The sequence below is a fragment of the Jiangella alkaliphila genome (assembly GCF_900105925.1).
GTDB lineage: Bacteria > Actinomycetota > Actinomycetes > Jiangellales > Jiangellaceae > Jiangella > Jiangella alkaliphila.
Genome location: NZ_LT629791.1, coordinates 2,208,886 through 2,231,946, shown reverse-complemented (window position 1 = coordinate 2,231,946; position 23,061 = coordinate 2,208,886). Strand labels below are relative to the sequence as shown.

The 23,061-nt window shown below is 72.1% G+C and carries 21 protein-coding genes and 2 pseudogenes; 7 read left to right on the top strand and 16 right to left on the bottom strand.

The window, feature by feature from the left end; translation table 11 throughout:
- Window positions 1-10 precede the first annotated feature (10 nt).
- Window positions 11-85, top strand: a pseudogene (locus BLV05_RS38565) (TetR family transcriptional regulator); the annotation flags it as partial.
- A gap of 12 nt (window positions 86-97) precedes the next feature.
- Complete coding sequence (locus BLV05_RS10435; protein WP_052762546.1) at window positions 98-532, top strand: TetR/AcrR family transcriptional regulator C-terminal domain-containing protein; 435 nt, start codon at window positions 98-100, stop codon at window positions 530-532.
- A 6-nt stretch (window positions 533-538) separates the two neighbouring features.
- Here BLV05_RS10435 and BLV05_RS10430 read toward each other — a convergent pair whose 3' ends face one another.
- The 5 genes from BLV05_RS10430 to BLV05_RS10410 form a co-directional block, all read right to left on the bottom strand.
- On the bottom strand, window positions 539-961 hold the full coding sequence (locus tag BLV05_RS10430; RefSeq protein WP_046769316.1) for a hypothetical protein: 423 nt from the start codon (window positions 959-961) through the stop codon (window positions 539-541).
- An 83-nt stretch (window positions 962-1,044) separates the two neighbouring features.
- Entirely contained in the window at window positions 1,045-1,944 is a 900-nt protein-coding gene (gene sucD / locus BLV05_RS10425) for a succinate--CoA ligase subunit alpha (RefSeq protein ID WP_046769315.1), read from the bottom strand.
- 14 nt (window positions 1,945-1,958) lie between these two features.
- Window positions 1,959-3,146 (bottom strand): ADP-forming succinate--CoA ligase subunit beta, encoded by a 1,188-nt coding sequence (gene sucC / locus BLV05_RS10420; protein WP_046769314.1) that lies wholly within the window; start codon window positions 3,144-3,146, stop codon window positions 1,959-1,961.
- Between the two features lie 76 nt (window positions 3,147-3,222).
- A complete protein-coding gene (locus BLV05_RS10415) occupies window positions 3,223-6,540 on the bottom strand; it encodes a phosphodiester glycosidase family protein (RefSeq protein WP_152690788.1) in 3,318 nt (1,105 codons plus the stop codon).
- Window positions 6,541-6,672: 132 nt separating this feature from the next.
- Window positions 6,673-7,086, bottom strand: a complete 414-nt coding sequence (locus tag BLV05_RS10410) for a cobalamin B12-binding domain-containing protein (RefSeq protein WP_046769313.1) — start codon at window positions 7,084-7,086, stop codon at window positions 6,673-6,675.
- A gap of 455 nt (window positions 7,087-7,541) precedes the next feature.
- On the opposite strand from BLV05_RS10410, the gene BLV05_RS10405 reads away from it, so the two are divergent.
- Window positions 7,542-8,168 (top strand): M23 family metallopeptidase, encoded by a 627-nt coding sequence (locus tag BLV05_RS10405; RefSeq protein WP_052762544.1) that lies wholly within the window; start codon window positions 7,542-7,544, stop codon window positions 8,166-8,168.
- A 595-nt stretch (window positions 8,169-8,763) separates the two neighbouring features.
- Window positions 8,764-9,688 (top strand): annotated as a pseudogene (locus BLV05_RS38560) (transposase family protein).
- Window positions 9,689-9,867: 179 nt separating this feature from the next.
- Here the strand turns inward: BLV05_RS38560 and BLV05_RS10395 are convergent.
- The gene (locus BLV05_RS10395; protein ID WP_046771602.1) at window positions 9,868-11,628 is read right to left on the bottom strand and encodes an ABC-F family ATP-binding cassette domain-containing protein; all 1,761 of its coding nucleotides are present in this window, start codon (window positions 11,626-11,628) and stop codon (window positions 9,868-9,870) included.
- Between the two features lie 15 nt (window positions 11,629-11,643).
- Entirely contained in the window at window positions 11,644-11,844 is a 201-nt protein-coding gene (locus tag BLV05_RS10390) for a hypothetical protein (RefSeq protein WP_046771603.1), read from the bottom strand.
- Between the two features lie 48 nt (window positions 11,845-11,892).
- On the opposite strand from BLV05_RS10390, the gene BLV05_RS10385 reads away from it, so the two are divergent.
- Window positions 11,893-12,342, top strand: a complete 450-nt coding sequence (locus tag BLV05_RS10385; protein WP_046771655.1) for a MarR family winged helix-turn-helix transcriptional regulator — start codon at window positions 11,893-11,895, stop codon at window positions 12,340-12,342.
- Here the strand turns inward: BLV05_RS10385 and BLV05_RS10380 are convergent.
- Window positions 12,317-12,913 (bottom strand): helix-turn-helix domain-containing protein, encoded by a 597-nt coding sequence (locus BLV05_RS10380; RefSeq protein WP_046771604.1) that lies wholly within the window; start codon window positions 12,911-12,913, stop codon window positions 12,317-12,319. The genes BLV05_RS10385 and BLV05_RS10380 overlap by 26 nt on opposite strands.
- 47 nt (window positions 12,914-12,960) lie before the next feature.
- Here BLV05_RS10380 and BLV05_RS10375 point away from each other — a divergent pair, with 47 nt between their 5' ends.
- Complete coding sequence (locus BLV05_RS10375) at window positions 12,961-13,788, top strand: class I SAM-dependent methyltransferase (protein WP_046771605.1); 828 nt, start codon at window positions 12,961-12,963, stop codon at window positions 13,786-13,788.
- An 83-nt stretch (window positions 13,789-13,871) separates the two neighbouring features.
- Here BLV05_RS10375 and BLV05_RS10370 read toward each other — a convergent pair whose 3' ends face one another.
- The 7 genes from BLV05_RS10370 to BLV05_RS10340 all read right to left on the bottom strand — a co-directional run bounded on the left by BLV05_RS10370 (window position 13,872) and on the right by BLV05_RS10340 (window position 21,034).
- Entirely contained in the window at window positions 13,872-14,495 is a 624-nt protein-coding gene (locus tag BLV05_RS10370) for a nucleotidyltransferase domain-containing protein (RefSeq protein ID WP_046771606.1), read from the bottom strand.
- A 10-nt stretch (window positions 14,496-14,505) separates the two neighbouring features.
- Entirely contained in the window at window positions 14,506-15,393 is an 888-nt protein-coding gene (locus BLV05_RS10365; protein WP_046771656.1) for a 4-(cytidine 5'-diphospho)-2-C-methyl-D-erythritol kinase, read from the bottom strand.
- 30 nt (window positions 15,394-15,423) lie between these two features.
- The gene (rsmA, locus tag BLV05_RS10360) at window positions 15,424-16,314 is read right to left on the bottom strand and encodes a 16S rRNA (adenine(1518)-N(6)/adenine(1519)-N(6))-dimethyltransferase RsmA (protein WP_046771607.1); all 891 of its coding nucleotides are present in this window, start codon (window positions 16,312-16,314) and stop codon (window positions 15,424-15,426) included.
- 36 nt (window positions 16,315-16,350) lie between these two features.
- Complete coding sequence (locus tag BLV05_RS38175) at window positions 16,351-17,481, bottom strand: resuscitation-promoting factor (protein WP_052762957.1); 1,131 nt, start codon at window positions 17,479-17,481, stop codon at window positions 16,351-16,353.
- Between the two features lie 334 nt (window positions 17,482-17,815).
- Window positions 17,816-18,706 (bottom strand): TatD family hydrolase, encoded by an 891-nt coding sequence (locus BLV05_RS10350; RefSeq protein ID WP_046771608.1) that lies wholly within the window; start codon window positions 18,704-18,706, stop codon window positions 17,816-17,818.
- A complete protein-coding gene (gene metG, locus BLV05_RS10345) occupies window positions 18,703-20,280 on the bottom strand; it encodes a methionine--tRNA ligase (protein ID WP_046771609.1) in 1,578 nt (525 codons plus the stop codon). The genes BLV05_RS10350 and metG overlap by 4 nt, the downstream gene beginning before the upstream one ends.
- A gap of 22 nt (window positions 20,281-20,302) precedes the next feature.
- On the bottom strand, window positions 20,303-21,034 hold the full coding sequence (locus BLV05_RS10340; RefSeq protein WP_046771610.1) for an SDR family NAD(P)-dependent oxidoreductase: 732 nt from the start codon (window positions 21,032-21,034) through the stop codon (window positions 20,303-20,305).
- A gap of 101 nt (window positions 21,035-21,135) precedes the next feature.
- On the opposite strand from BLV05_RS10340, the gene BLV05_RS10335 reads away from it, so the two are divergent.
- The gene (locus tag BLV05_RS10335) at window positions 21,136-21,969 is read left to right on the top strand and encodes a helix-turn-helix transcriptional regulator (RefSeq protein ID WP_046771611.1); all 834 of its coding nucleotides are present in this window, start codon (window positions 21,136-21,138) and stop codon (window positions 21,967-21,969) included.
- Window positions 21,970-22,054: 85 nt separating this feature from the next.
- Here BLV05_RS10335 and BLV05_RS10330 read toward each other — a convergent pair whose 3' ends face one another.
- Entirely contained in the window at window positions 22,055-22,996 is a 942-nt protein-coding gene (locus tag BLV05_RS10330) for an LLM class flavin-dependent oxidoreductase (RefSeq protein ID WP_052762958.1), read from the bottom strand.
- Window positions 22,997-23,061 lie beyond the last annotated feature (65 nt).

Genomic DNA, 23,061 nt, shown 5'->3' with positions numbered 1-23,061 from the left:
CGGCACCACCATCGACCAGATCGCGGCCACCGCCGCCGTCTCGAAGCCGACCGTCTACGCGCACTTCCCCGGCAAGCAGGCGCTGTTCACCGCGATCGTGACGCACACGGTCGACGAGGCGGCCGAGCCGGTGCACGCCGAGGTCGCGAGCCTGCGCGACACCGGCGACGTCGCGGCCGACCTGCGCGACCTCGCCCGCCGCCAGCTGACCATGGTGATGCGGCCGCGGCTGCGGCGGCTGGTCATCGGCGAGGCCGGCCGCTTCCCCGAGCTGGGCCGGCTGTTCGCCGAGCGCGGCCCGGCGCGGACCATGGCCGACCTCTCGGCGGCGTTCCGCGGGCTCACCGAGCGCGGCCTGCTCGCCGCCGACGACCCCGACCTCGCGGCCGCGCACTTCAACTGGCTGGTGATGTCCATTCCGCTGAACCGGGCCATGCTCACCGGCGACGACGCTCCCCCGCCGGCCGCGGAGCTGCGCCGCTACGCCGACGAGGGCGTCCGCGTCTTCCTGGCGGCGTACGGCCCGCGCTGACCGGAGTCAGCGCAGCGTGTCGAAGTACTCGCCGAACGCGGCGGCCTCGTCGCGCTGCTCGACGTCCAGGACGTAGGCGGCCTGCAGCAGCCGCGGCACCTTCGGCAGCACCGTGAACCGCACCTTGGCGCCGTCGGTGGTCCGGATGACGTAGCGGCGCTGCAGGTCCTTCTTCGCCGACTTCAGCGTGTCAGCGGTGACGTACAGCGGCTGGCCGGCCGCGAGCGCGCCCGGATCGCCGTCGACCTCGACGATCGCGAGGTCCTTCGTGCCCGGCACGTAGCCGACCACGAACGAGTGGATGATCGTCCGCTTCACCACGACGTAGTTCTTCTCGACCGCGTCGTAGCCGTAGACGATCCGGTAGCCGTCGGGGTCCTTCACCGCGCCGTCGAACACGTGCCGCAGTTCGGCCAGGACGTCGCTCACGTGCGCCTCACTTCCTGGAACGGGAATCGGCCGGGCCGCCCGCGAGGACGGCCCGGCCGAGTCTCTCCCGATCCCCGATGGTCTCAGAGCTTCTGGTAGATCTCCCGCATCAACCGGGCGGTCTCGCTCGGGGTCTTGCCGACGGCGACGCCGGCGGCCTCGAGCGCCTCCTTCTTGGCCTGCGCCGTGCCGGACGAGCCGGACACGATGGCGCCGGCGTGGCCCATGGTCTTGCCCTCAGGCGCGGTGAAGCCGGCGACATAGCCGACGACCGGCTTGGTGACGTGCTCCTTGATGTAGGCCGCGGCCCGCTCCTCGGCGTCGCCGCCGATCTCGCCGATCATCACGATCGCCTTGGTCTCGGGGTCGGCCTCGAACGCCTCGAGCGCGTCGATGTGCGTCGTGCCGATGACCGGGTCGCCGCCGATGCCGACGGCGGTGGAGAAGCCGATGTCGCGCAGCTCGTACATCATCTGGTACGTCAACGTGCCGGACTTGCTGACCAGGCCGATCGGACCGGCGCCGGTGATGTCGGCCGGGATGATGCCGGCGTTGGACCGGCCGGGGCTGATGACGCCGGGGCAGTTCGGCCCGACGATGCGGGTCTTGTTGCCCTTCGACTGGGCGTACGCCCAGAACTCGGCGGTGTCGTGCACCGGGATCCCCTCGGTGATGACGATCAACAGGCCGACGGCCGCATCTACTGCTTCGACGACGGCGTCCTTGGTGAACTTCGGCGGGACGAACGCGACCGACACGTTGGCGCCGGTCTTGTCCATCGCCTCGGCGACGGTGCCGTACACGGTGAGGACGGCGTCGGGGCTGAACTCGGTGAAGTCGAGCTCCTGGCCGGCCTTGCGGGCGTTGACGCCGCCGACGATCTTGGCGCCGGCCTTGAGCATCCGCTGCGTGTGCTTGGTGCCCTCGGCGCCGGTGATGCCCTGGACGATGATCCTGCTGTTCTCGTCGAGGAAGATTGCCATGACTCTCGTCGCCCCTACTTCGCTGCCGCGAGCTCGGCCGCGCGTCGCGCGGCGCCGTCCATGGTGTCGACCTGCTCGATCAGGCCCGCGGGCGCCTGCGCGGCGAACTCCGACAGGATGCGCCGGCCCTCGACCGCGTTGTTGCCGTCGAGACGGACGACCAGCGGCTTGGTGACCTGGTCGCCGCGGCTCTCGAGCAGCCCGAACGCGTGCACGATGCCGTTGGCGACGGCGTCGCAGGCGGTGATGCCGCCGAACACGTTGACGAAGACGCTCTTGACCTCGTCGTCGGACAGGATGATCTCGAGGCCGTTCGCCATCACCTCGGCCGACGCGCCACCGCCGATGTCGAGGAAGTTGGCCGGCTTGACGCCGCCGAACTCCTCACCCGCGTACGCGACGACGTCGAGCGTCGACATGACCAGGCCGGCGCCGTTGCCGATGATGCCGACCTCGCCGGACAGCTTGACGTAGTTGAGGTCCTTCTCCTTGGCGCGCGCCTCGAGCGGGTCGGCGGCGGCCTTGTCCTCGAACTGCGCGTGCTCCTCGTGGCGGAACTCGGCGTTGTCGTCGAGGCTGACCTTGCCGTCGAGCGCGACGACCTTGCCGTCGGGCGTCTTCACCAGCGGGTTGACCTCGACCAGCGTGGCGTCCTCGCTGATGAACACCGTCCACAGCTGCTGCAGGATGGCGACGACCTGGTCGCGGACGTCGGCGGGGAACCCGGCGGCGTCGGCGATCTCGGCTGCCTTCGCCGCGTCGACGCCGGCGATGGCGTCGACCGGGATGCGGGCCAGCGCCTCGGGCCGCTCGACCGCCAGCTGCTCGATGTCGATGCCGCCCTCGACACTGGCCATGGCCAGGAAGGTGCGGTTGGCGCGGTCGAGCAGGTAGGAGACGTAGTACTCCTGGTCGATGTCGCTGGCCTGGGTGACCAGCACCCGGTGGACCGTGTGGCCCTTGATGTCCATGCCCAGGATCGCCCGGGCCTTCTCTTCGGCCTCGACCTCGTTCTCGGCCAGCTTGACGCCACCGGCCTTGCCGCGGCCGCCCGTCTTCACCTGTGCCTTGATGACGACCTGGCCGCCGATCTCAGCAGCGGCCCTGCGGGCCTCGTCCACCGTCTCGGCCACGGACCCCGGCAGTACCGGGACCTTGTGCTTGGCGAAGAGCTCCTTCGCCTGGTACTCCATCAGGTCCACGCGAATCCATCCTTCAGAGTCTCGGTCGAGCGCAGCCTATCCGCGCGGCCCCCGTGCCGCAGCGAGAGGGGTGCGCTCAGCCGACGGTGACCGCCTGGCTCGCGGTCTCGCCGTTCACGGTGACGGTGACGGTGGCGGCGCCGGCCCGCAGGCCCTGGATCGTGCCGGCCGCGGGGTCGACCGCGACGACGGCCCAGCGCGGCGCCTTGTCGGCCGGGCCGACGTAGACGCCGGTGCCGCCCCACTGCGCCGACACCGGCCACTGGACCGGGACGGTGCGCACGCCGTCCTGCGCGACGGTGGCCGAGACCGCGCCGGTCGCGCCGGGCGCCAGCGTCGCCGGGGCCTGCAGCGTGATCGCGTCGACCCGGGCCCGGACCTCGGCCCGCAGCCAGCCGTCGTCGTCGTTCTTGTCCCCGCGCGACGGCTCCAGGCCGAGCAGCGTCCAGCCGGTGAAGCCGCCGTTGTCCGGGGTCGAGGACGGCGCCTTGCCGGAGTTGCCGTTGACGAGGAACGGCACGCCGTCGACCGAGCCGGCGTCGAACACGCCCACGTGGGCGCCGACGAACGCCGCCGACTTGTCGCTCTCGGCCTCGAAGTCGGCCAGCCAGGTCTCCAGCATGGCCGCCTCGCGCCGGTCGGCCAGCTGGCTGTTGTCCGTCGGCAGCGGGTCGTTCGGCGGGTGGTGGGCGAAGACCAGCACGCCGGTGATCTCGTCGTCCGCGGCGGCCTCGTCCAGCGCGGAGCGCAGCTCGGCGATCTGGGCGAACCCGCCGCCGCGCAGCGTGCCAAAGGCGGAGTTCAGCGTGATGATGCGGGTCGTGCCCTCGTCGGTGGGCAGGTCGACGGTGTGCTGGGTGGCGCCGAACTCCTCGATGAAGTTGCCGATCGGGCCGCCCTGAACCTCATGGTTGCCGGGCACGTAGTACCAGGGGAAGTCGACGCCGGCCAGCTCCTCGTCCAGCACCCGGCGGGCGAGGTCGAAGTCGATCGGTGCCGCCTCGTCGACCAGGTCGCCGTTGATGACCAGCGCGTCCGGGTCCTCGGCGACGATCTCCTGGAGCGTGCGGCGGGCGGCCGCGACGATGTCGCTGTCGGGGTTGCGCCCGACGAACTGCGAGTCGCTCATGACGGCGATCCGCTGGCCGGCGTCGTCAGCCGTGCCGTTGGTGACGATGACGGGGTCGGCGAACCGCCCGGCGTCGGGCAGCTCCACCGGCGGCGCGATCTCGACGCTGATGTCGCTGAACGACGTCTCGCCGTGGTAGTTGCGCGCGCCGGAGGCCTCGACGGCGTAGATGTCGCGGAACCGCAGCGGGTACTCCGTACCGGCTGGGACCGGGAAGGTGAGCTGCTGCCAGCCGGTGAACGTGGTGTAACCGCCGTTCAGCGTGAGCAGCGTGCCGTTGGGGTCGTAGACGCGCATCCGGATCCAGGTGCCCTGACCGTCGCCCTTCACCCATGCCTTGATGTTCTGCGGCTGCCCCGGCATGGAGAACTGCGTCGGCGGCGTGGCGTAGGCGGCGCGGGTGTTGCCGCCGGTGAAGTCGTACGTGAGCCGCACCCCGTCGCGGCCGTCCGGGCCCTCCGTCGGGGCGATGGCGCCGGTGGCCCGGGCGAACAGGACGGTCCAGCTCGCGGCGTCGTCGAACGTCGCCACCGGGACCTCGGCCAGGCCGATCGTCACGGCGACGCTCGTCTCTACGCCACCGGCCTCGAGGGTGACCAGGGCCGAACCGGTGTCGACCAGCGGGTCGATGGCGAACCCGTCGCCGTCGGGCACCAGTTCGACCACGCCGTCGCCGCCAGTGACGGTGATGTCGGCGGTCTCGATCGGCGCACGGTAGCCGTCGATGTCGTATCCGGTGAGCGCGACGGACCCGGCGTCGGCGGCGTCGGCCAGCGGGATCAGCGTGGCGGTCGGCTCCAGCCGCTGCAGCGCGCCGAGGACGGTGATGCCGAACGCGCCCGTCTCGCCGCGCAGGTCCGCCTGCACGTCCGTCGTGCCGGGCCGGATGCCGGTGACGACGGCCGTCTCCGGGGTGGCGCCGCGCAGCACCGAGGCGACCCGCCGGTCCGCCGTCGTCCACCGCGGCCGCGCCTCGACGGGAGCGAACGTCTCGTCGTGGCCGCGCGACTCGACGGTGCGGGTGAGGCCGGGGAAGACCCGGTCGGTGTTCTCGGCCGCGCCGGCCAGGACGCGGAAGCCGTCCAGCTCGCCGGAGCCCTCGGCCGCGAAGAACGCCAGGCCGTTGGCGACCGACCGCTCGGCGCCGTCGGACGGGGTGTTGACGACGGTGCGGTCGTCGGTGCCGGGGTCGCGGACCACGAGCGTGGACGAGCCGCCCCCGTCGATGTTCAGCGCGTCGTAGGCGCCGAGGTCGTACATCAGCTCGGCGAACTCGGTGAGCGTCATGCCGCGCGAGTGCGCCTGCTTGCCGTCGAGCGACACCAGATACATGGTGCGGCCGTCCTCGGAGAGGCCGATCGACGTGCGCGCGGCCGGCTCGGTGTCGGCGAACGTGCGCTGGACGCCGTCGTCGACCAGCACGTCGCCGCCGACCGCGACCGCGATCTCGCCGAGGTCCGAGCGCGGTGCGTAGGAGACGTCGACGGTGTCGCCGGGCTGCAGCGCCAAGAGAGAGGTGGCGCCGGCGTCGCGGCCGACGAGGATCACCGTGTTCGCGGCGATCGGGCCGGTGCCGAGCGTCGTGCCCACCGCGGTGACGACGCCGTCGACGACGGTGACCTCGGCCCGGTTCGCGGCGGTGCCGACGGCGTTCGCACGGGTGTAGTCGCCCCAGGCCGACGTGAAGACGCCGATGCCGCTCGCCGGCAGGCGGTGGGTGTTGACCCCCGCGAGCGGCAGGCTGACGCCGTCGCCGGTGACCGCGGTGCCCTCCAGGAAGACCTGCGCCATGGCGACCGCGCCGGCGGCGTCGACCGCGATGGCGTTCTCGTGGCCCGCGGTCGGGGCGGTGACCAGGCCCTCGTCGCGGCCGACCCCGACGCCGAGCGGGGCGTCGGAGTTGTTGATGTCGTAGAAGTCGCCGTTGATCGCGGCCGTCGCGCCGCTCGCCTCGGCCAGCGACCGGACGGTGGCGGTCTTCGTCACCTCGCCGGAGTACTGGTAGTCCAGCGTGACGCCGGCGTCGAGGTCGACCTCGAGGATGCTGCCGGCGTTCCAGCCGCCGTCCTCGAGCCGATTGAACGTCGTCAGCTCCATCCCCGGTGCGATGGTCTGCCGGTCGGAGCCGACCAGGACCGACTCGCCGGGGCGGGTGAGGTCGTCCGGTTCGACGGCGGCAGCCGCCGGGACGACGAGCAGGCCGCCGGCGAGCAGAACGGCGGCGGAGAGGGCGGCGGTGCGCGCGCGATCACGTCGATTCAGCACGGAGTTCACCCCATCGATGCCGAACGACCCGCCATCGAGCGGCGGGCCGCAACACGGTGAATTTCCGGCAAACCTTACCGAGTCAGGGCATAGTCGTGCTATCGGCGGAAACCATTTTCATTCTGGCTCGGGTCAGGACGCCTGCGCGCGGTCACGCAGCGTGTCGACCCACGCGACGATGTCCTGCGTCGACGCCCCGGGCGTGAACACCTGGGCGACGCCGAGCTCCGTCAGCAGCGGGATGTCCGCGTCGGGGATGATGCCGCCCCCGAACACCACGATGTCCGTGGCTTCGCGCTCGGCCAGCAGCTCGAGCACGCGCTTGAACAGTGTCATGTGCGCGCCGGAAAGGATGGACAGCCCGACGGCGTCGGCGTCCTCCTGGATGGCCGCCTCGACGATCTGCTCCGGCGTCTGGTGCAGCCCGGTGTAGACGACCTCCACGCCGGCGTCACGCAGCGCACGCGCCACCACCTTGGCGCCGCGGTCGTGCCCGTCCAGACCGGGCTTCGCGACCACGACCCGCAGGGGACGTCCCTCCGCCATGACTACCTCCAGGGAACAACGCTGATCCGACGGATGTTGCCGACAGTACCTGGAGACGAGGGCGCCGCCCTCCGTTCGGTGGACCCCGACTCGTCAGGTCGGATGAAGGTTGCTCAATGTGATGCAGATCACATGTCACAGAGCGTCACGAACCTTGCGCCGACAAGGTTGATCAAGGCATACCCGTCGGTCGAGGTCACGACCCGATTACGGGCTACTCAGCGTTGCTTCCAGCGTCACAGTGCGTGATCACCATGCCAAACGCTGGGGTGGAGGCGTTTGGCAGGACCCCTAGGGGGCGGTTAGTGTCCTGCGAGTCCTTGTCCCCGGCGAAAGGTCCTGGCGTGTCGCAACGCTCCGGCAGCGGGCGTCACCGTAGCCGCCGCAGGCACGTCAGTGTCCCGTCGGTGGTCGGTTCCGTAGCGGTAGCAGCAGCGGCTTCCGGGGCTCTGGCCATGCCTCACGCGGTCGGGTCCACCGACAGCCAGGACGGGCTCAACGCCATCGCGCAGCGCCCCCAGGAGTCGGGGCATCCGACCGAGGGCGGCGCGCTCGACACCCTGGTCGCCGCTGAGCAGTCGCTCGCGGCCGAGACCGGCGAGGTCGCCCAGGAGGCGCACACTCGCATCGTCGAGCAGCAGCGCATCGAGGCCGCCGAAGAGGCCGCCCGCGCCGAGCGCGAATCCAAGCGCTGGCTGCTCCCTCTCGACGACTACCGCATCACCGCCGGCTTCGGCGCCGGCGGGTCCATGTGGTCCAACCGGCACACCGGCCTCGACTTCGCCGCACCGACCGGCACCGAGGTACGGTCGATCTCGTCCGGCGAGATCATCTTCGCCGGCTACGACGGCCCGTACGGCAACAAGATCATCGTTCAGCACTGGGACGGCACCGAAACCTGGTACTGCCACCTCTCCCGCTTCGTCCTTCGCTCCGGCGAGGTCGCCCCCGGTGAGGTCATCGGCCGTGTCGGCTCCACCGGCAACTCCACCGGGCCGCACCTCCACCTCGAGGTCCACCCCGGCGGCGGCGACCCGGTCAACCCCCGCTCGTGGCTCGAGGAGCAGGGCGTCGACGTCTGACGTTCCTTCGTACTACCCGCTTCGTTCGCTCCTATGCGCCCAGTCAGCCGGGGTTTGCCTAGTTGGGCGTCGTCCCCCTGCTGCCCATTCTCTTAGCCGCGCACCCGCGCCTCAAGCGGACTGATGGGCGCTTCGCGCGACGATGACCGCTTGACCCGCGCGCACGCGGCCAAGAACTGGCAGCTATCAGGGGGACGGGGAAGAACCGGGCACAGCCGCGCCCGATATGCACCGTTGGCTTCCTGGGTGTGACGCGCGTCCTGGGTGTGAGTCGCGCCGAACCGGCGAAACGGGCCCGGAAACGCGACTCACACCCAGGACGCGCTCCACACCCAGGTTGGTAAGGCCGGGGTCCTGGTCTGCCGTCACGTCCTTGTCCCCAGTCACGCCACCAGCCCCGAATCCGCCATTCCGCGTAACGGCAGACCACGACGTAACGCCAGACCAGGACCCGCCCCGTCGCCACACCTCCCCCGTCCCCCTGATAGCTGCCGAGTTCTTACGACTTGGTGCGCAATAGAGGTGACGGCAGGTGATTGCTGGTCACGGCGCGTCGCTGCGGAGCTGATGGGCGGCCGCACAAGATCATGAAGCGGTGTCTAGTCGATCATGGGCTCGTGCGGCCTTGGTTCATTCTGCCTTCATCGGGATCTCCCGTCACCACCTGGGTCGCCTCGTGGCCGAGCTGGCCGGGCCATGGGCGGGCCGGCGGGAGTCTGAGCTGGCCCAGCGCCGTGGCCGACAACGCCGTGGCCGCGCCGAAGGGGCTGGGCGCAAGCACGAGCTGGTCTTCGTCGACCGGGTGATCGTCACGCTGGTCGTGCTGCGGCTGCAGCTGCCGCATGCCGCGCTGGCCCGGCTGTATGGGGTCGACCGGTCCACGATCACCCGGGCGGTGCGTCAGGTCCGTCCGCTGCTGGCCGGTCGCGGGTACGCCGCCCCGGCCGGGGTCCGGCTGCGCACCCTGGCCGACGTGTTCGCCTACGCCGCCCATCACGGGGTCACGCTGCGAATCGACGGCTCGGAGATCCAGGTCCGCCGCCCGAGAGCGAACCGGCCCGGGCGGCGGGCGTTCGTGTCCGGGAAGAAGCGGCAGAACACGATCAAGTTCACGCCAGATCACCGACGCCCATGGGCGGACCTTGTTCGCCGGCGGGTATCGGCCGGGCCGGATGCATGACCAGACCGCGGTCAAAACCGACGGCATCGACGAGCTGCTCGACCTGTACCCGGGGGTCGAAGCCGAACTCGACGATGGCTACAAAGGCCTGGCCAAGGCCCACCCTGGCCAGGTGCGCATCCCACCGAAGAAGCCTGGCGGCGACGCCACCGAGAACGACCTCGCCGCCTGGCGAGCAGCCCGCCACGCCCAGTCATCGACCCGGATCTGTGTCGAGCACGGCATCGGCGAACTCAAGCACTGGCGCCCCCTGCAACGCTGGATCGGCCGCCGCGACGACCTACCCGAGACGATCGCCGCCGTCGCATCGCTGGTCTCCGACCGCGCCGCCGCCCGGTAGCCGAAACAGCCGACACCTCAGCCGAGGACGCCCCGATCCCTATTGCGCACAACGTCGTTAGACCGGGGACGCGCGGGTCAAGTCCAGAGCCCCCAACCACAGACCACCGCAACCAGCAGCGGCGTCGGACTTGAGGCGCGCGTTCACGGCTAAGAGAATGGGCAGCAGGGGGACGGCCACTAACCCAACTCGTCCGCCAACTCCAGCCAGCGCTCCTCGAGCGACTCCCGCTCCCCGTGCACCGACCGCAGCTCCGTGTCCAGCGCCAGTACCTTCTCGTGGTCCGTGGCGTTGTCCGCGATCTGCTCGTGCAGCCTCTTCTCGCGCCGCTCCAGCTTCTCCAGGTCGCGCTCGATCCGGGCGACCTCCTTGCGCACCGCCCGCGTGTCCCCCGACCGCGCCCGCGCACCCCCCGCCGCTGCGGCCGCCTCGGCCGAGGCGGCCTGATCCCGCCGCAGCTCGAGGTACTGGTCGACCCCACGGGGAAGCTGGACGATCCGGCCGTCGCCCAGGAGCGCCCACACCGCGTCGGTGACGCGCTCGAGGAACCAGCGGTCGTGGCTGACGACGACGAGCGAGCCCGCCCAGCCGTCGAGGACGTCCTCCAGGACGTTCAGGGTCTCGACATCGAGGTCGTTGGTCGGCTCGTCGAGCAGCAGGACGTTGGGCTCGCCCATCAGCAGCCGCAGCAACTGCAACCGCCGCCGCTCGCCACCGGACAGGTCGCCGACGACCGACCACTGGCGCTGGCCGGCGAACCCGAACCGTTCGAGCATCTGCCCGGCCGTGACGGTGTCGCCACCGCCCAGCTGGACCTCGCGGCGGACCTCCTCGACGGTCTCGAGCACCCGCTTCCCCGGTTCCAGGCCGACGACCTCCTGGTCGAGGTGGGCGGCGGCGACCGTGCGGCCGACCTTCACCCGTCCCGAGTCGGGCGCGAGCGTGCCGTCGAGCAGCCGCAGCAGCGTCGTCTTGCCGGCGCCGTTGACACCGACGATGCCGGCGCGGTCGCCGGGGCCGAGCCGCCACGTGACGTGGTCGAGCAGGGTGCGGCCGCCGAGCGACACGGTGACGTCCTCGGCGTCGAACACGCTCTTGCCCAGACGGGTCGTCGCCATCTTGGCCAGCTCGTACCGGTCGCGGGGCGGCGGTTCGTTCTCGATCAGGGCGTTGGCGGCGGTGATGCGGAAGCGCGGCTTCGACGTCCGCGCCGGCGGCCCGCGGCGCAGCCAGGCCAGCTCTTTGCGCAGCAGGTTCTGCCGCCGCGACTCGTCGGCGGCGGCCAGCCGGACCCGTTCGGCCCGGGCCAGGACGTACTCGGCGTAGCCGCCCTCATAGGAGTGGACGGCGCCGTCGGTGACCTCCCACGTGGTGGTCGCGACGGTGTCCAGCAGCCACCGGTCATGCGTCACCATGACGAGAGATCGATTTCCCGCCGCCAGGTGCCGCGACAGCCAGTCGATCGCTTCGACGTCGAGATGGTTGGTCGGCTCGTCCAGCAGCACGAGGTCGTCGTCGCCGATCAGCAGGCGGGCCAGCGCGACCCGGCGGCGCTCGCCACCGGACAGCGGCCCGACCAGCGCGTCCGTCGACAACCCCGGCACCAGATGCGCCAGCACGTCGCGGATGCGCGCGTCGCCGGCCCACTCGTGCGTCGCTCGGTCGCCGATGACCACTTGGCCGACCGTCGCCGCGGGATCGAGTTCGTCGCTCTGGCCGAGCCGGCCGATGCGCAGCCCGCCGGTACGGCTGACCCGGCCGGTGTCGACCTGCTCGAGCCCGGCCAGCACCCGCAGCAGCGTGGACTTGCCGCTGCCGTTGCGTCCCACGACGCCGATGCGATCGCCCTCGGCGACCCCGAGCGAGACGCCGTCGAGGATGAACCGGGTGCCGTAGGCCAGCGAGGCCGACTCGAGGTTGATGAGGTTACGGGGCGCCATGTCACGCCCAGTTTCTCACGCCGGGCAGTAGTGCCTGTTCTTCCCACCCACCTGCTCGAGCCGGTGCTCGGACATCGGGTGGTGGCACAGCGGGCACTCGATCTCACGCACCGGATGCGGCGGCGGCGCGTCGTCCTGCCGGCCCAGGTCGGCCGGGCCGAGCAACGGCATCAGCACCTCGGTGAGCCGGCCGTACCACGGCAGCTTTCTCTTCATGTCTTAACAGTTAGCACACTAATCAATCGCGTGCGATAGAGTGTGACCATGACGACAGACCTCGGCGACGATCCGCTGGCCCTCGACCGGCAGGTCTGCTTCGCCCTCGCCGTCGCCGCCCGCAGCGTCATCGGGCTGTACCGGCCGCTGCTCGAGCCGATGGGCCTGACGCACCCGCAGTACCTCGTCCTGCTCGCTCTGTGGGAGCGCGAGCCGCGCTCGGTCAAGGACCTCAGCGGCACCCTGCAGCTGGAGTCGGCGACGCTGTCGCCGCTGCTCAAGCGCCTGGAGGCGGCCCGGTACATCTCGCGGCGGCGCAGCACCGACGACGAGCGGCTGCTGGTCGTCGAGCTGACCGACGCCGGCCGGGCGCTGCGCGACGACGCCGAGAAGATCCCCTACGCCGTCGTCGAGCGGCTGGGCCTGCCGGTCGCCGAACTGGAGGCCCTGAACGCCTCGCTCGCGCGCGTGATCACCGCGGCGACGTCTCCGGAGTGAGGTCGACGGCGTCCAGGTGCGCCCGCTGCCCGTCGCGGTCGAGGATGGTGAGCAGCTCCGCCGGCTTCTCGTGCGCGACGACCGCGTGCGGCGCCATGGTCGAGAACTGCGCCGCCTGACCGGCCGCCACCAGGATCACCCGGTCGCCGAGGTACAGCCGGATCGTCCCCGACAGCACGGTGAACCAGTCGCGGCCCGGGTGGACGCGCAGCTGCTTCGGCCGCGTCAGCCGGGTGATCCGCATCTTGGCGACGGTGAGCCCGTGCGGCCCGTCGTCGCGCGACAGCTGCCAGATCGTCGCGCCGTGCTGGCGGTCGTGCCGCGGCCGGATGACGACGTCGGCGTCCTCGACCGGCTCGACCAGCTGGTCGAGGGTGGTGTCGAGGGCGCGGGCGATCGGCACCAGCTGGTCGATCGAGATGCGCCGCGCGCCGGTCTCGATGCGGCTCAGGGTCGACGGACTCAGGTGGCAGCGGGCGGCCAGCGCGTCCAGCGACCAGCCCTTGGCCTGCCGGAGCCCACGGATCCGGGCCCGGATCACCGCGTCGACGTCCACCTCGCCTTGCTCCATTGGCAAGACTCTATGCGATCGGCGCATCGGTCGCCTACCGTCGCCCTATGAGCGACCACCACCACGACCACGGCGGCGAGGACAGCTCGTTCGGCGACCTGCTCGACCTCGACGGCGACGTGCTGCACGAGTACTGGGCCGACGCGCTGAGCTTCGTGCGCCGCGCGGCCGGCGGCGACCGGCGACGGCGCATCGTCGACCTCGGCGCCGGGACCGGCACCGGCACGCTGCGGCTGGCGCACCGGTTCGCCGGCGCCGAGATCATCGCCGTCGACGCGGACGCCGCGCTGCTGCACCGCGTCCGCACGAAGGCGCTGGACCAGGGGCTGGCCGACCGCATCACGACGGTCCACGCCGACCTCGACGAGACCTGGCCGGTGCCCGGCCCGGTGGACCTCACGTGGGCATCGCTGTCGCTGCACCACCTGGCCGACCCCGACCGCGTCCTGCGCGACGTCCATGCCGCGACCCGCGACGGCGGGCTGATCGCCGTCGCGGAGTTCCCGGTCCAGATCCGGTTCCTGCCGGACGAGGCCGGCTCCGGGCTGGAGACGCGGCTGCTGGAGGGCCTGGAACAGCATCAGGCGGAGCGGCTGCCGGAGCTCGGCACGGACTGGCCGGCCCGGCTGGCGGCGGCCGGGTTCACGCTGGTCGACGAGCGGACGTTCGACATCGACCTCTCGCCCGCGCCGCCGGCCACCGCCGCCTACGCCGCCATCTGGTTCGGCCGGATGGCACGGCACGTGGACGACCTCGACCCCGCCGACGCCAGCGCCCTGGAGGAGCTGCTGGACGGCGACGGCCCTGGCTCACTGCACCGCCGCGACGACCTGCGGGTGCGCGGCACCCGGACGGTCATGCTGGCCCGCCGCTGACCGACCACCCAGCGAAGTTGATCTTGGAAAAAGTGGGCCATCTATCGGGCATTTCGGACCGCAATTGCCGAACAACTCCAAGATCAACTTCGGGTCGGAGGACGGGCGAGCGCGGTCCGCCAGGGGTGGTCCGGCAGCGTCAGCGCGAGCGCGTCGTCCAGCCAGGCCCGCGCCGCCGGGTCGAGCAGCGGCAGGACGACGGCGGCATCGGTCTCGTCCTTCGGCCGCGGCCGCTTCGCCTTGTAGAACAGCTGGATCTCCGGGCGCAGGTACGGCAGCCCATCAGCGCTCCGCTGCCCGATCGACGCCACCGGCGCACGCACCCGGGCGTCACGGCGGGACGTCCACACCGCGCCGTCCGCGTCGTCGACCATGAACTGCAGCTCCCAGGCCGGCGAGGACGGGCGCCGGCACCAGATGTCGTGGACGTGGCCGGGCAGCGGCTCGTCCGCCGGCCACGGCCGCAACGCCCCCGGCGGGTCGGCGGCCCACAGCTGCCAGCCGGGCAGGACATCGTGCAGTTCGCCGGCCGACGGGCGCAGCACGAGCACGTCGACGTCGGCGTGCGCCCGCCAGGACCGGCCCACGGCCAGCTCGAGCGCGTACCCACCGGCGATCCACCACGGCGCGGCCCAGCCGTCCAGCACCGCGGCGACGGCGGACGGGGTCAGCGGCACCCAGCGGTCCAGCGGCGGATGGCCGGGCACGACCGCGGCCTCAGGTGCCGACGGCGGCGGGACCGGTGACGGCCAGGGCGCTGGCGCAGGTGCCCGACGCGGCGAGGCCGACGGCCAGGGCGCCGGCAGACATGCCGTCGCGGGCCAGGAAGATGCACGTGGGCCCGGAGCCGGACACGATGCCCGCCAGCGCGCCGAGCTCGCGCCCGGCCCGCAGCGTGTCACCCAGCGCCGGCCGCAGGGCCAGCGCGGCCTCCTGAAGGTCGTTGTGCAGCAGCGCGGCCAGCGCGTCGACGTCGCCGGACGCGAGCGCCGCCAGCAGCTCGCCCGGGACCGCCGGCGCGGGCACCTTGCGGTCGGAGCGGAGGTCGTCGAGGCGGCGGTAGACCTCGGGCGTCGACAGGCCGCCGTCGGCCGTCGCGAGGACCCAGTGCAGCGGGGCGCCGACCGGCACCGGGCGCAGCCGCTCGCCGCGCCCCGTCCCGACGGCCGTGCCGCCGGTGAGCGCGAACGGCACGTCGCTGCCGAGCCCGGCGGCGACGGCGGACAGCCGCGACTCGGGCAGCTTCAGCCCCCAGAGGCGGTCACAGGCGAGCAGCGCCCCCGCGGCGTCGGCGCTGCCGCCGGCCAGCCCGGCGGCGACCGGGATCTCCTTGTGCACGCGCAGCTGCGCACCGCTGCGCAGCCGGGCCCGGCGGGCCAGCGCCCGGGCGGCACGGACGGCGAGGTTGGACTCGTCGGCGGGAGTGTGACCCGCGTACGGACCGGTGACGTGGACGGTGACGGCGTCGGCGTGGACGGCGGCGACCTCGTCGTAGAGCGAGACGGCGTGGAAGACGGTCGCGAGCTCGTGGAAACCGTCGGAGCGGACCGGACCGACGGACAGCATCAGATTGATCTTCGCCGGGACGCGGGCGATCACCTGCAGCACCAGCGAGACCTTACCGGAGATACCAGCTCAAGAGTCGCCAGAGATGTCTATTTTCGGGCGTGCCGCGGCGATCCGGGCGAAGTCGTCCACGGTGAGCTGTTCGCCGCGTGCGCGGGGGTCGACGCCGGCCGCCGCGAGCACCGTCTCGGCGGCCGTAGCGGAGCCGGCCCAGCCGCTCAGTGCGGCCCGCAGCCCCTTGCGCCGCTGGGCGAACGCGGCGTCGACGACGGCGAAGACGGCGGCCCGCTCGGCCGGGTCGCGGCCGGACGGGCGCCGCTGCAGCAGCACCAGCCCGGAGTCGACGTTCGGCGCCGGCCAGAACACGTTGCGGCCCACGGACCCGGCCGGCGACACCGTCGCATACCAGGCCGCCTTGACCGACGGGACGCCGTACGTGCGCGACCCCGGCGGGGCGGCCAGCCGGTCGGCGACCTCCTTCTGCACCATGACCAGAGCGCGCCGAAGGCTCGGGAACGTCTGCAGCAGGTGCAGCAGCACCGGCACGGACACGTTGTACGGCAGGTTGGCCACCAGCGCCGTCGGCGCCGGCCCGGGCAGGGCGGACACCCGCAGCGCGTCGCCCGGCACCACCTCGAGCCGGTCGGCCACGCCCGGCGCGTACTCGGCCACCGTCGCGGGCAGCCGCGCCGCCAGCGCGGGGTCGACCTCGACCGCCGCCACCCGGGCCACGACCGGCAGCAGCGCCAGCGTCAGCGAGCCCAGCCCGGGGCCGACCTCGACCACGACGTCGTCGGCGCCGACACCGGCCACCCGGACGATGCGCCGCACCGTGTTGGGGTCGATGACGAAGTTCTGCCCCAGCGTCTTGGTCGGCCGCAGGTCGAGCTCGGCCGCCAGACGGCGAACGTCCGCCGGCCCCAGGAGTCTGGGACCGGCGGACGTCTCGTCGTTCTGCACCGCCCCGAGCCTACCGGCCCGGTCGCGGAACCGGTGTCAGCCGAGCGGCAGGCCGAGCGACCGGGCGCAGGCCGGCCAGTCGCCGTACCCGCCGCGGTTGTCGCGGACCTTCGTGGCAATGCGGATCTGCTCGGCCTTGCTGTTCTCGTGCGGGTAGCCCGAGCCGCCGAAGGCGCGCCAGGTGCCGACCGAGAACTGCAGGCCGCCGTAGTAGCCGTTGCCGGTGTTGATGGACCAGTTGCCACCGGACTCGCACTGTGCGAGGTCGTCCCAGACGCCGCCGTCGACGTCGTCACCACCGCCGCCGCCCTCGTCCTCGGCGGGCGGAGCCGGCGGCTCCATGGTGCCGATCAGTACGAGCTCGTCGACCGGGGCCGCGAGGACGGTCTCGGACAGGACCTCCTGCTCGGAGACCTCACCGTCGATGTAGGTGGTCTGCACCACCTTCTCGACCGAGCCCTCCTGGCCCTCGGTCTCGACCGACTCGGTGCCCTCTTCGAGGGTGTCGTCCTCTTGCTCGGTCACCTCGAACGGCAGCTCCTCGGTGACCGTCGCGGTCTCGACGGTGACCCGCCGGACGGTGACGGCCAGCGCGTCGGCCAGGACGGTGTCGGCCGCGGGCTCCACGAGGTCGAGCTCGCCGAGCGTGATGCCGGCCTCGGTCAGCGCCTCGGCGACGGTCAGCCCGGTCGTGGTGAGCGGGTTCGTCGCACCGTCGGCGGTGACGGTGATCTCCTTCGGCGTGCGGACCTCGAAGTCGATGCCGCCGCGGCCGATGGGCTGCGAGCGGTCCACGGAGAGGTCGAGGCCGGCGGCACGGATGTTGAGGTCGCCCAGCGCCTCGTCGACGGACAGCGCCGTCGTCCAGATCTGCTGCTCCTCGCCGTCGACGGTCACGGTGACCTGACGGGCGTAGCGGACGCTGATCTCGGTGCCGTCCTCGATGTCGCTGTCCAGCGAGGGGATGACCTCGTCGCGCGCACTCAGTTCGATGTCCCGCTCTTCCAGGACGTCTTCGACGTCGCCGCCGAAGGTGTGCACGGTCTCGGTCTGGCCGTCGACGGTGAGGGTGACGGCGTTGTCGAGCGTGATGTAGGCGACGCCGCCGCCTACCAGAGCAGTGACGACGGTGGCGTTGATCGCCAACGTCTTCGCGGACAGGCGCACTGTGCTCCTTGGTCGTACCGTCCGGGCACGGGACCGCGCGGCACGGCCGCTCACCCGGCTCGCCAAGCTACCGCACGCCAGTTCGGCGCGCTGCTGGGCGGACGGTGTGTCCGGCCGTTCATCTGCCACCCGAAGTTTCCCCGACCCCGGCTAACAATCTCGGGACGGTAACGTATCGCGGCCTGCCGGACAACTGACGTGGGGGTCGAAACCGAACATTTCGCCTCGGCTGGCGGAGTTGTGACGCTGTGACGCGCCCACGCGGGACGCCCTCGCCCACGCGCCGGCGGCACCCCTCCGCAGCAGCCGCGTGACCAGCGCAAATGACGTCCTGTCACCATGGGCCGAAAGCACGGTCGGTGTTCGCCTGGAGGGTGTGACACACGGTCTCGAGGTCCTGCCCGAGCGCCTCGGCGATGTACCGGACGGTAACCGGGACCAGGTACGACGCGTTCGGCCGGCCCCGATAGGGGTGCGGGGTCAGGAATGGCGCGTCGGTCTCGACAAGCAGATTCTCCGGCGGCGTGACGGCGAGAGCGGCACGCAGCTCGGCCGCGTTCTTGAACGTGACCGGGCCGGCGAAGGACAGGTACCAGCCTCGTGCTGCGACGTCGCGAGCGAAGGTCTCGTTCCCGGAGAAACAGTGAAATACGACACAATCGGGCGTTTCGGCGTCGTCGAGGACCCGCAGGACGTCGTCGTGGGCGTCGCGGTCGTGGATGGTCAGCGCCAGTCCGCGGCGCCGGGCGATCTCGATGTGCGCCCGCAGCGAGTACTCCTGCGCGGCCCGCCCCTCGGGCCCGGTCCGGAAGTGGTCCAGGCCGGTCTCGCCGATGGCGCGCACCCGCGCGCTGGAGCCCGCCAGCCGGTCGATCTCGGCCAGCGCATCGTCCAGCTCACCGGCCGCGGCCAGCCCTGGCGCCTCGTTCGGGTGCAGCGCGACGGTCGCGACGACCGACGGGTACCGCTCGGCGACGTCGACGGCCCAGGCCGCGCCCGGAAGGTCGCAGCCGACCTGCACGACGCGCGTCACGTTCACCTTCGCGGCGGCGTCCAGCGCCTCCGTCACCCCGAACGCGTCGTCGTCGCCGTCGGCGATGTCCATGTGACAGTGCGTGTCGGTGACCGGCAGCGGGAGCGGCTCGGGCAGCGGCGGCCGGGATCGGTCGCGCTTGCGGCCGGCCTCGTCCGTCGCCGACCGCCGCTCCCGGGGAGCGTCAGTCACGAGGCGGCGGGGTCCAGCCGCGGGAACAGCGCGTCGCCCTTGGTGACCTCGGCGCCCGGGGCCAGCTGGCCCCAGCGGCCAGCGTCGGCGACCGGCTGCGCCGCCAGCGCGCCGAGCGCCTTCTCGGCGCCCAACGAGTCCCAGAGCTTCGCCGTCGCCTTCGGCATGACCGGGTTGAGCAGCACCGCCAGCGCCCGCAGCGCCTCGGCCGAGGCGTACAGGATGGTGGCCAGCCGCTCCCGCTGTGCCTCGTCCTTGGCGACGGCCCACGGCTGCTGCTCGGTGATGTAGCCGTTGGCGGCGTCGACCAGCGTCCACACGGCGGCCAGCGCCTCGTGCGGCGCGACGCGGTCGACGGCGGCGTCGGCGTCGGCCGCCGCCGTCGCGGCCACGGCGGCCAGCGCGTCCTCAGCGTCGGTCGCCGGACCGGGGGCGGGCAGGGCGCCGTCGAAGTAGCGGCCGACCATGGCCGCCACCCGCGAGGCGAGGTTGCCCAGCCCGTTGGCCAGCTCGGCCTGGTAGCGCGCGGCGATGTCCTCCCACGAGAACGAGCCGTCGTTGCCGAACGCGATGGCGCGCAGGAAGTAGTAGCGGAACGCGTCGGAGCCGAACGTGTCGGTGATCTGGTCCGGCGCGATGCCGGTGAGCTTGGACTTGCTCATCTTCTCGCCGCCGACCAGCAGCCAGCCGTGCGCGAACACCTTCTTCGGCAGCGGCTCGCCGGCGGCCATCAGCATGGCCGGCCAGATGACCGCGTGGAAGCGCAGGATGTCCTTGCCGACGAAGTGGATGTCGGCAGGCCAGGTGCGCTCGTACTTCTCCGGGTCGGCCCCGTATCCGGCGGCGGTCGCGTAGTTCAGCAGCGCGTCGAACCAGACGTAGATGACGTGCGACTGGTCCCACGGCACCGGGACGCCCCAGTCGAACGTCGACCGCGAGATGGAGAGGTCCTGCAGCCCCTGCCGCACGAAGCCGAGCACCTCGTTGCGGGCGCTCTCGGGCTGCACGAAGCCGGGGTTCTGCTCGTAGAACTCCAGCAGCCGCTCGGTGTAGGCGGACATGCGGAAGAAGTAGTTCGTCTCGGACAGCTTCTCGACCGGCCGGCCGTGGATGGAGCAGACCAGCTGGCCGGCGTACTCGCCGGTGCCCTCGACGAGGTCGCCGGGCAGCTTGAACTCCTCGCAGGCGACGCAGTAGTAGCCCTCGTAGGTGCCCTCGAAGATCTCACCGGCGTCGTAGAGGTGCTGGATGAACTCCTGCACCCGGGCCACGTGCCGCGGCTCGGTGGTGCGGATGAAGTCGTCGTTCGACGCGTCGATGGTCTGCAGCACGGGCTTCCAGGCGGTCTCGACCAGCCGGTCGGCCCACTCCTGCGGCGTGACGCCGTTGGCCTGCGCGGTCCGCAGCACCTTCTCGCCGTGCTCGTCGGTGCCGGTGAGGAACCAGACGTCCTCCTGGCGCTGGCGGTGCCAGCGGGCGATGAAGTCGGTGGCGACCGTGGTGTACGCGTGGCCGATGTGCGGTGCGTCGTTGACGTAGTAGATCGGAGTGGTGACGTAGAACGCCTTGGGCATGCGCCCGATGGTAGTCCCCGCGTCACCACGGCAGCGTGCCGCCGTCGGTGAAGAACGCGCCGGTCGGGCCGTCGGCCGGGACCAGCGCGGCGCGGACGACGACGCGGGCGCCGTCGGCGGCGGACAGGTGCCCGGAATGCCCGTTGAGGTCGGTCGCGCAGTAGCCGGGGTTGACGGCGTTGACCTTGATCCCCGCGGCGGCCAGCTCCTGGGCGTACGCGACGGTGACGCCGTTGACGGCGGTCTTCGAGGACGAGTACGCGACCAGCGGCAGCTGGCCGTAGAACGGCGACGCCGGGTCCTGCTGGCGGGTCAGCGAGCCGAGGTCGCTGGAGACGTTGACGATGCGCCCGGCGGCGGACCGGCGCAGCAGCGGCAGCAGCGCGTTCGTCACGGCGACCAGCCCGAAGACGTTGACCGCGTAGGTGCCGCGCACGTCGTCGACGGAGGTCTCGCTCGGCGTCGCCCAGCCCAGTGCGATGCCGGCGTTGTTGACCAGCACGTCCAGCCGGCCGAACCGGCCGTCGACGGTCTTGGCGGCGGCCGCGACGGACGCGTCGTCGGTGACGTCGAGCTCGACGACGTGGACGTCGCCGGCCAGGCCGGTCAGCTCCTCCGCCGCCGCCGCCCGGCCGCGTCCGGCGTCGCGCGCGCCGAGCACGACGGTGTGCCCGGCCGCCGCGAGCTGCCGCGCGGTCTCCTTGCCGATTCCCTTGTTGGCCCCGGTGACCAGGGCGATCGTGGTGTCGTTCATGCTTCGACCCTCGCCGCGACGGGCGCGGAGCGGGAGAGCACGGGTGAGGCTGGGACCGGCGGTCCCTCCCACCCGGCGATCCGGCGAGGGACTATGGACGCATGGACCGCACCGAGCTGGCCGCCTTCCTGCGCAGCCGGCGGGCGCACGTCCGGCCGGTGGACGTCGGGCTGACGGCCGGACGGAACCGGCGCACGCCCGGCCTGCGGCGCGAGGAGGTCGCTCAGCTGACCGGCATCTCCGCCGACTACTACATCCGGCTCGAGCAGGCCCGCGGCCCACACCCGTCGGCCCAGGTGGTCGAGGCGCTGGCCCGGGCGCTGCGGCTGACCGGCGACGAGCGGGCGCACCTGTTCCACCTGACCGGCCGGGCGCCGCTGCCGTCGACCGGCCCGCGGCGCGACGTGCCGGCCGGCATCCTGCACCTGCTGGAGCGGCTGGACGACTCGCCCGCCGTCGTCATCGACGCCAAGTACGACGTGCTCGCGTGGAACCCGATGTGGGCGGCGCTGATGGCCGTCGACCCGGCCGGTCTGCCGCTGGAGCAGCTCAACTCGCTGCGCGGGTTCTTCTCGCCCGCGGCGGCCGCGTTCGCGGCGGAGCACACGCAGTTCGCCCGCGAGGCGGTCGCCGACCTGCGCGCAGCGGCCGCCCGCTACCCCCGCGACGCCGAGCTGCGGCGGCTGATCGGCGACCTCACCGCCGGCAGCGCGCTGTTCCGCGACCTGTGGGACCGGCACGAGGTCGACGTGCGCCGGTCGACGCACAAGCGGGTCGTGCACCCCGTCGTCGGCGTGCTGGAGCTGGACTGCGAGACGCTGCTGATCCCGGACCGCGACCAGCGGCTGGTCCTCTACACCGCCGCGCCCGGCACGCCGTCGCACCAGGCGCTGCAGCTGCTCAAGGTCGTCGGGCTGCAGGACCTCAGAGCTTAGGGTGTGTCTCCCGGGTCTCGGGCGTAGCGAGCGGCGTTCAGGTGGATGCCTCGCAAGGCCGAGGAAGGAGGCATAGCGGGAGGTTCTACGTCGACTGACGAGAACGCAGCGAGGCGCCGCCTGGGCGTCGCGCAGTAGGCCACGGACCCGGGAGACGCACCCTGGGAACGACGGACTGGAAGAACAGCTCGACCTGGCGCCTCGTGTCGCCGTGCACCGGCCAGAACACGAACGTCTCGAAGCCGAGCCGCTCGCGGTAGTCGGTCAGCGCCTCGGCCCAGTGCCCGGCCGGCCCGATGAGCAGCTGGTCGTTGCGCCGCGGCCGCTCGTCGTCGATGACCCCCATGACGTTGAAGACGCGGCGTACGGCGGACGGCTCGCGCCCGGCGGCGACGGCGGCCTCGTCGACGGCGCGCTGCATCGCCGGGACCTCGTCCAGCGACAAGTACGCGTTGGTAGGCAGCCAGCCGTCGGCGTGCCGGCCGGTGATCGCGAGCATCCGCGGCTTGAACGAGCCGACCCACACCGGCGGGACGGGGTCGGCGGCGGCTCCCGCTACGGCGACGGCGTCGTGCAGCCGGTAGTACTCGCCGTCGTGGGTCACCGGCCGGCCGGACCAGAGCCGCCGCAGCAGCGGGATCGCCTCGTCCAGCGCGCCGATCGACTCGCCGAGCGTCGGCCACTGCGCACCCCAGCCGGGCAGTCCGTCGTACGGGCCGCCGGCGCCGAGGCCGAGCACGAACCGTCCGCCGCTGGTGTGCTGGAGCGTGGCCGCGCCCTTCGCGATGACGGTGGGCGTCCGGAACGGCAGCGCCGTCACGTTCGTCGCCACCCGGACCCGCCGCGTCCGGGCCAGCAGCAGCGGGACCAGCGTCCACGCGTCCAGCTCGGACGGCAGGTACGGGTGGTCGGCGACGGTCACGAGGTCGGCGCCGAGCTCCTCCGCGATCGCGGCCGCCTCGAGCAGTTCCGGGAGCCGCTTCGCCGATGCTGGGAGCGCCGCGCCGTACAGGATCGAGTTAGCCATGACCCCAGTCCACTACCTCAACCAACCTTGAGGTCAACCCTGACCCAAGTTGATCTTGGAGTTGT

Bases quoted from the DNA above. Each gene is read 5' to 3' on its own strand.
- sucD (WP_046769315.1), bottom strand. From the start codon at position 1,944: ATGGCAATCTTCCTCGACGAGAACAGCAGGATCATCGTCCAGGGCATC.
- BLV05_RS10410 (WP_046769313.1), bottom strand. From the start codon at position 7,086: ATGGCGGAGGGACGTCCCCTGCGGGTCGTGGTCGCGAAGCCCGGTCTG.
- BLV05_RS10405 (WP_052762544.1), top strand. From the start codon at position 7,542: ATGCCTCACGCGGTCGGGTCCACCGACAGCCAGGACGGGCTCAACGCC.
- BLV05_RS10395 (WP_046771602.1), bottom strand. From the start codon at position 11,628: ATGGCGCCCCGTAACCTCATCAACCTCGAGTCGGCCTCGCTGGCCTAC.
- BLV05_RS10390 (WP_046771603.1), bottom strand. From the start codon at position 11,844: ATGAAGAGAAAGCTGCCGTGGTACGGCCGGCTCACCGAGGTGCTGATG.
- BLV05_RS10385 (WP_046771655.1), top strand. From the start codon at position 11,893: ATGACGACAGACCTCGGCGACGATCCGCTGGCCCTCGACCGGCAGGTC.
- BLV05_RS10380 (WP_046771604.1), bottom strand. From the start codon at position 12,913: ATGGAGCAAGGCGAGGTGGACGTCGACGCGGTGATCCGGGCCCGGATC.
- BLV05_RS10375 (WP_046771605.1), top strand. From the start codon at position 12,961: ATGAGCGACCACCACCACGACCACGGCGGCGAGGACAGCTCGTTCGGC.
- metG (WP_046771609.1), bottom strand. From the start codon at position 20,280: ATGCCCAAGGCGTTCTACGTCACCACTCCGATCTACTACGTCAACGAC.
- BLV05_RS10340 (WP_046771610.1), bottom strand. From the start codon at position 21,034: ATGAACGACACCACGATCGCCCTGGTCACCGGGGCCAACAAGGGAATC.
- BLV05_RS10335 (WP_046771611.1), top strand. From the start codon at position 21,136: ATGGACCGCACCGAGCTGGCCGCCTTCCTGCGCAGCCGGCGGGCGCAC.
- BLV05_RS10330 (WP_052762958.1), bottom strand. From the start codon at position 22,996: ATGGCTAACTCGATCCTGTACGGCGCGGCGCTCCCAGCATCGGCGAAG.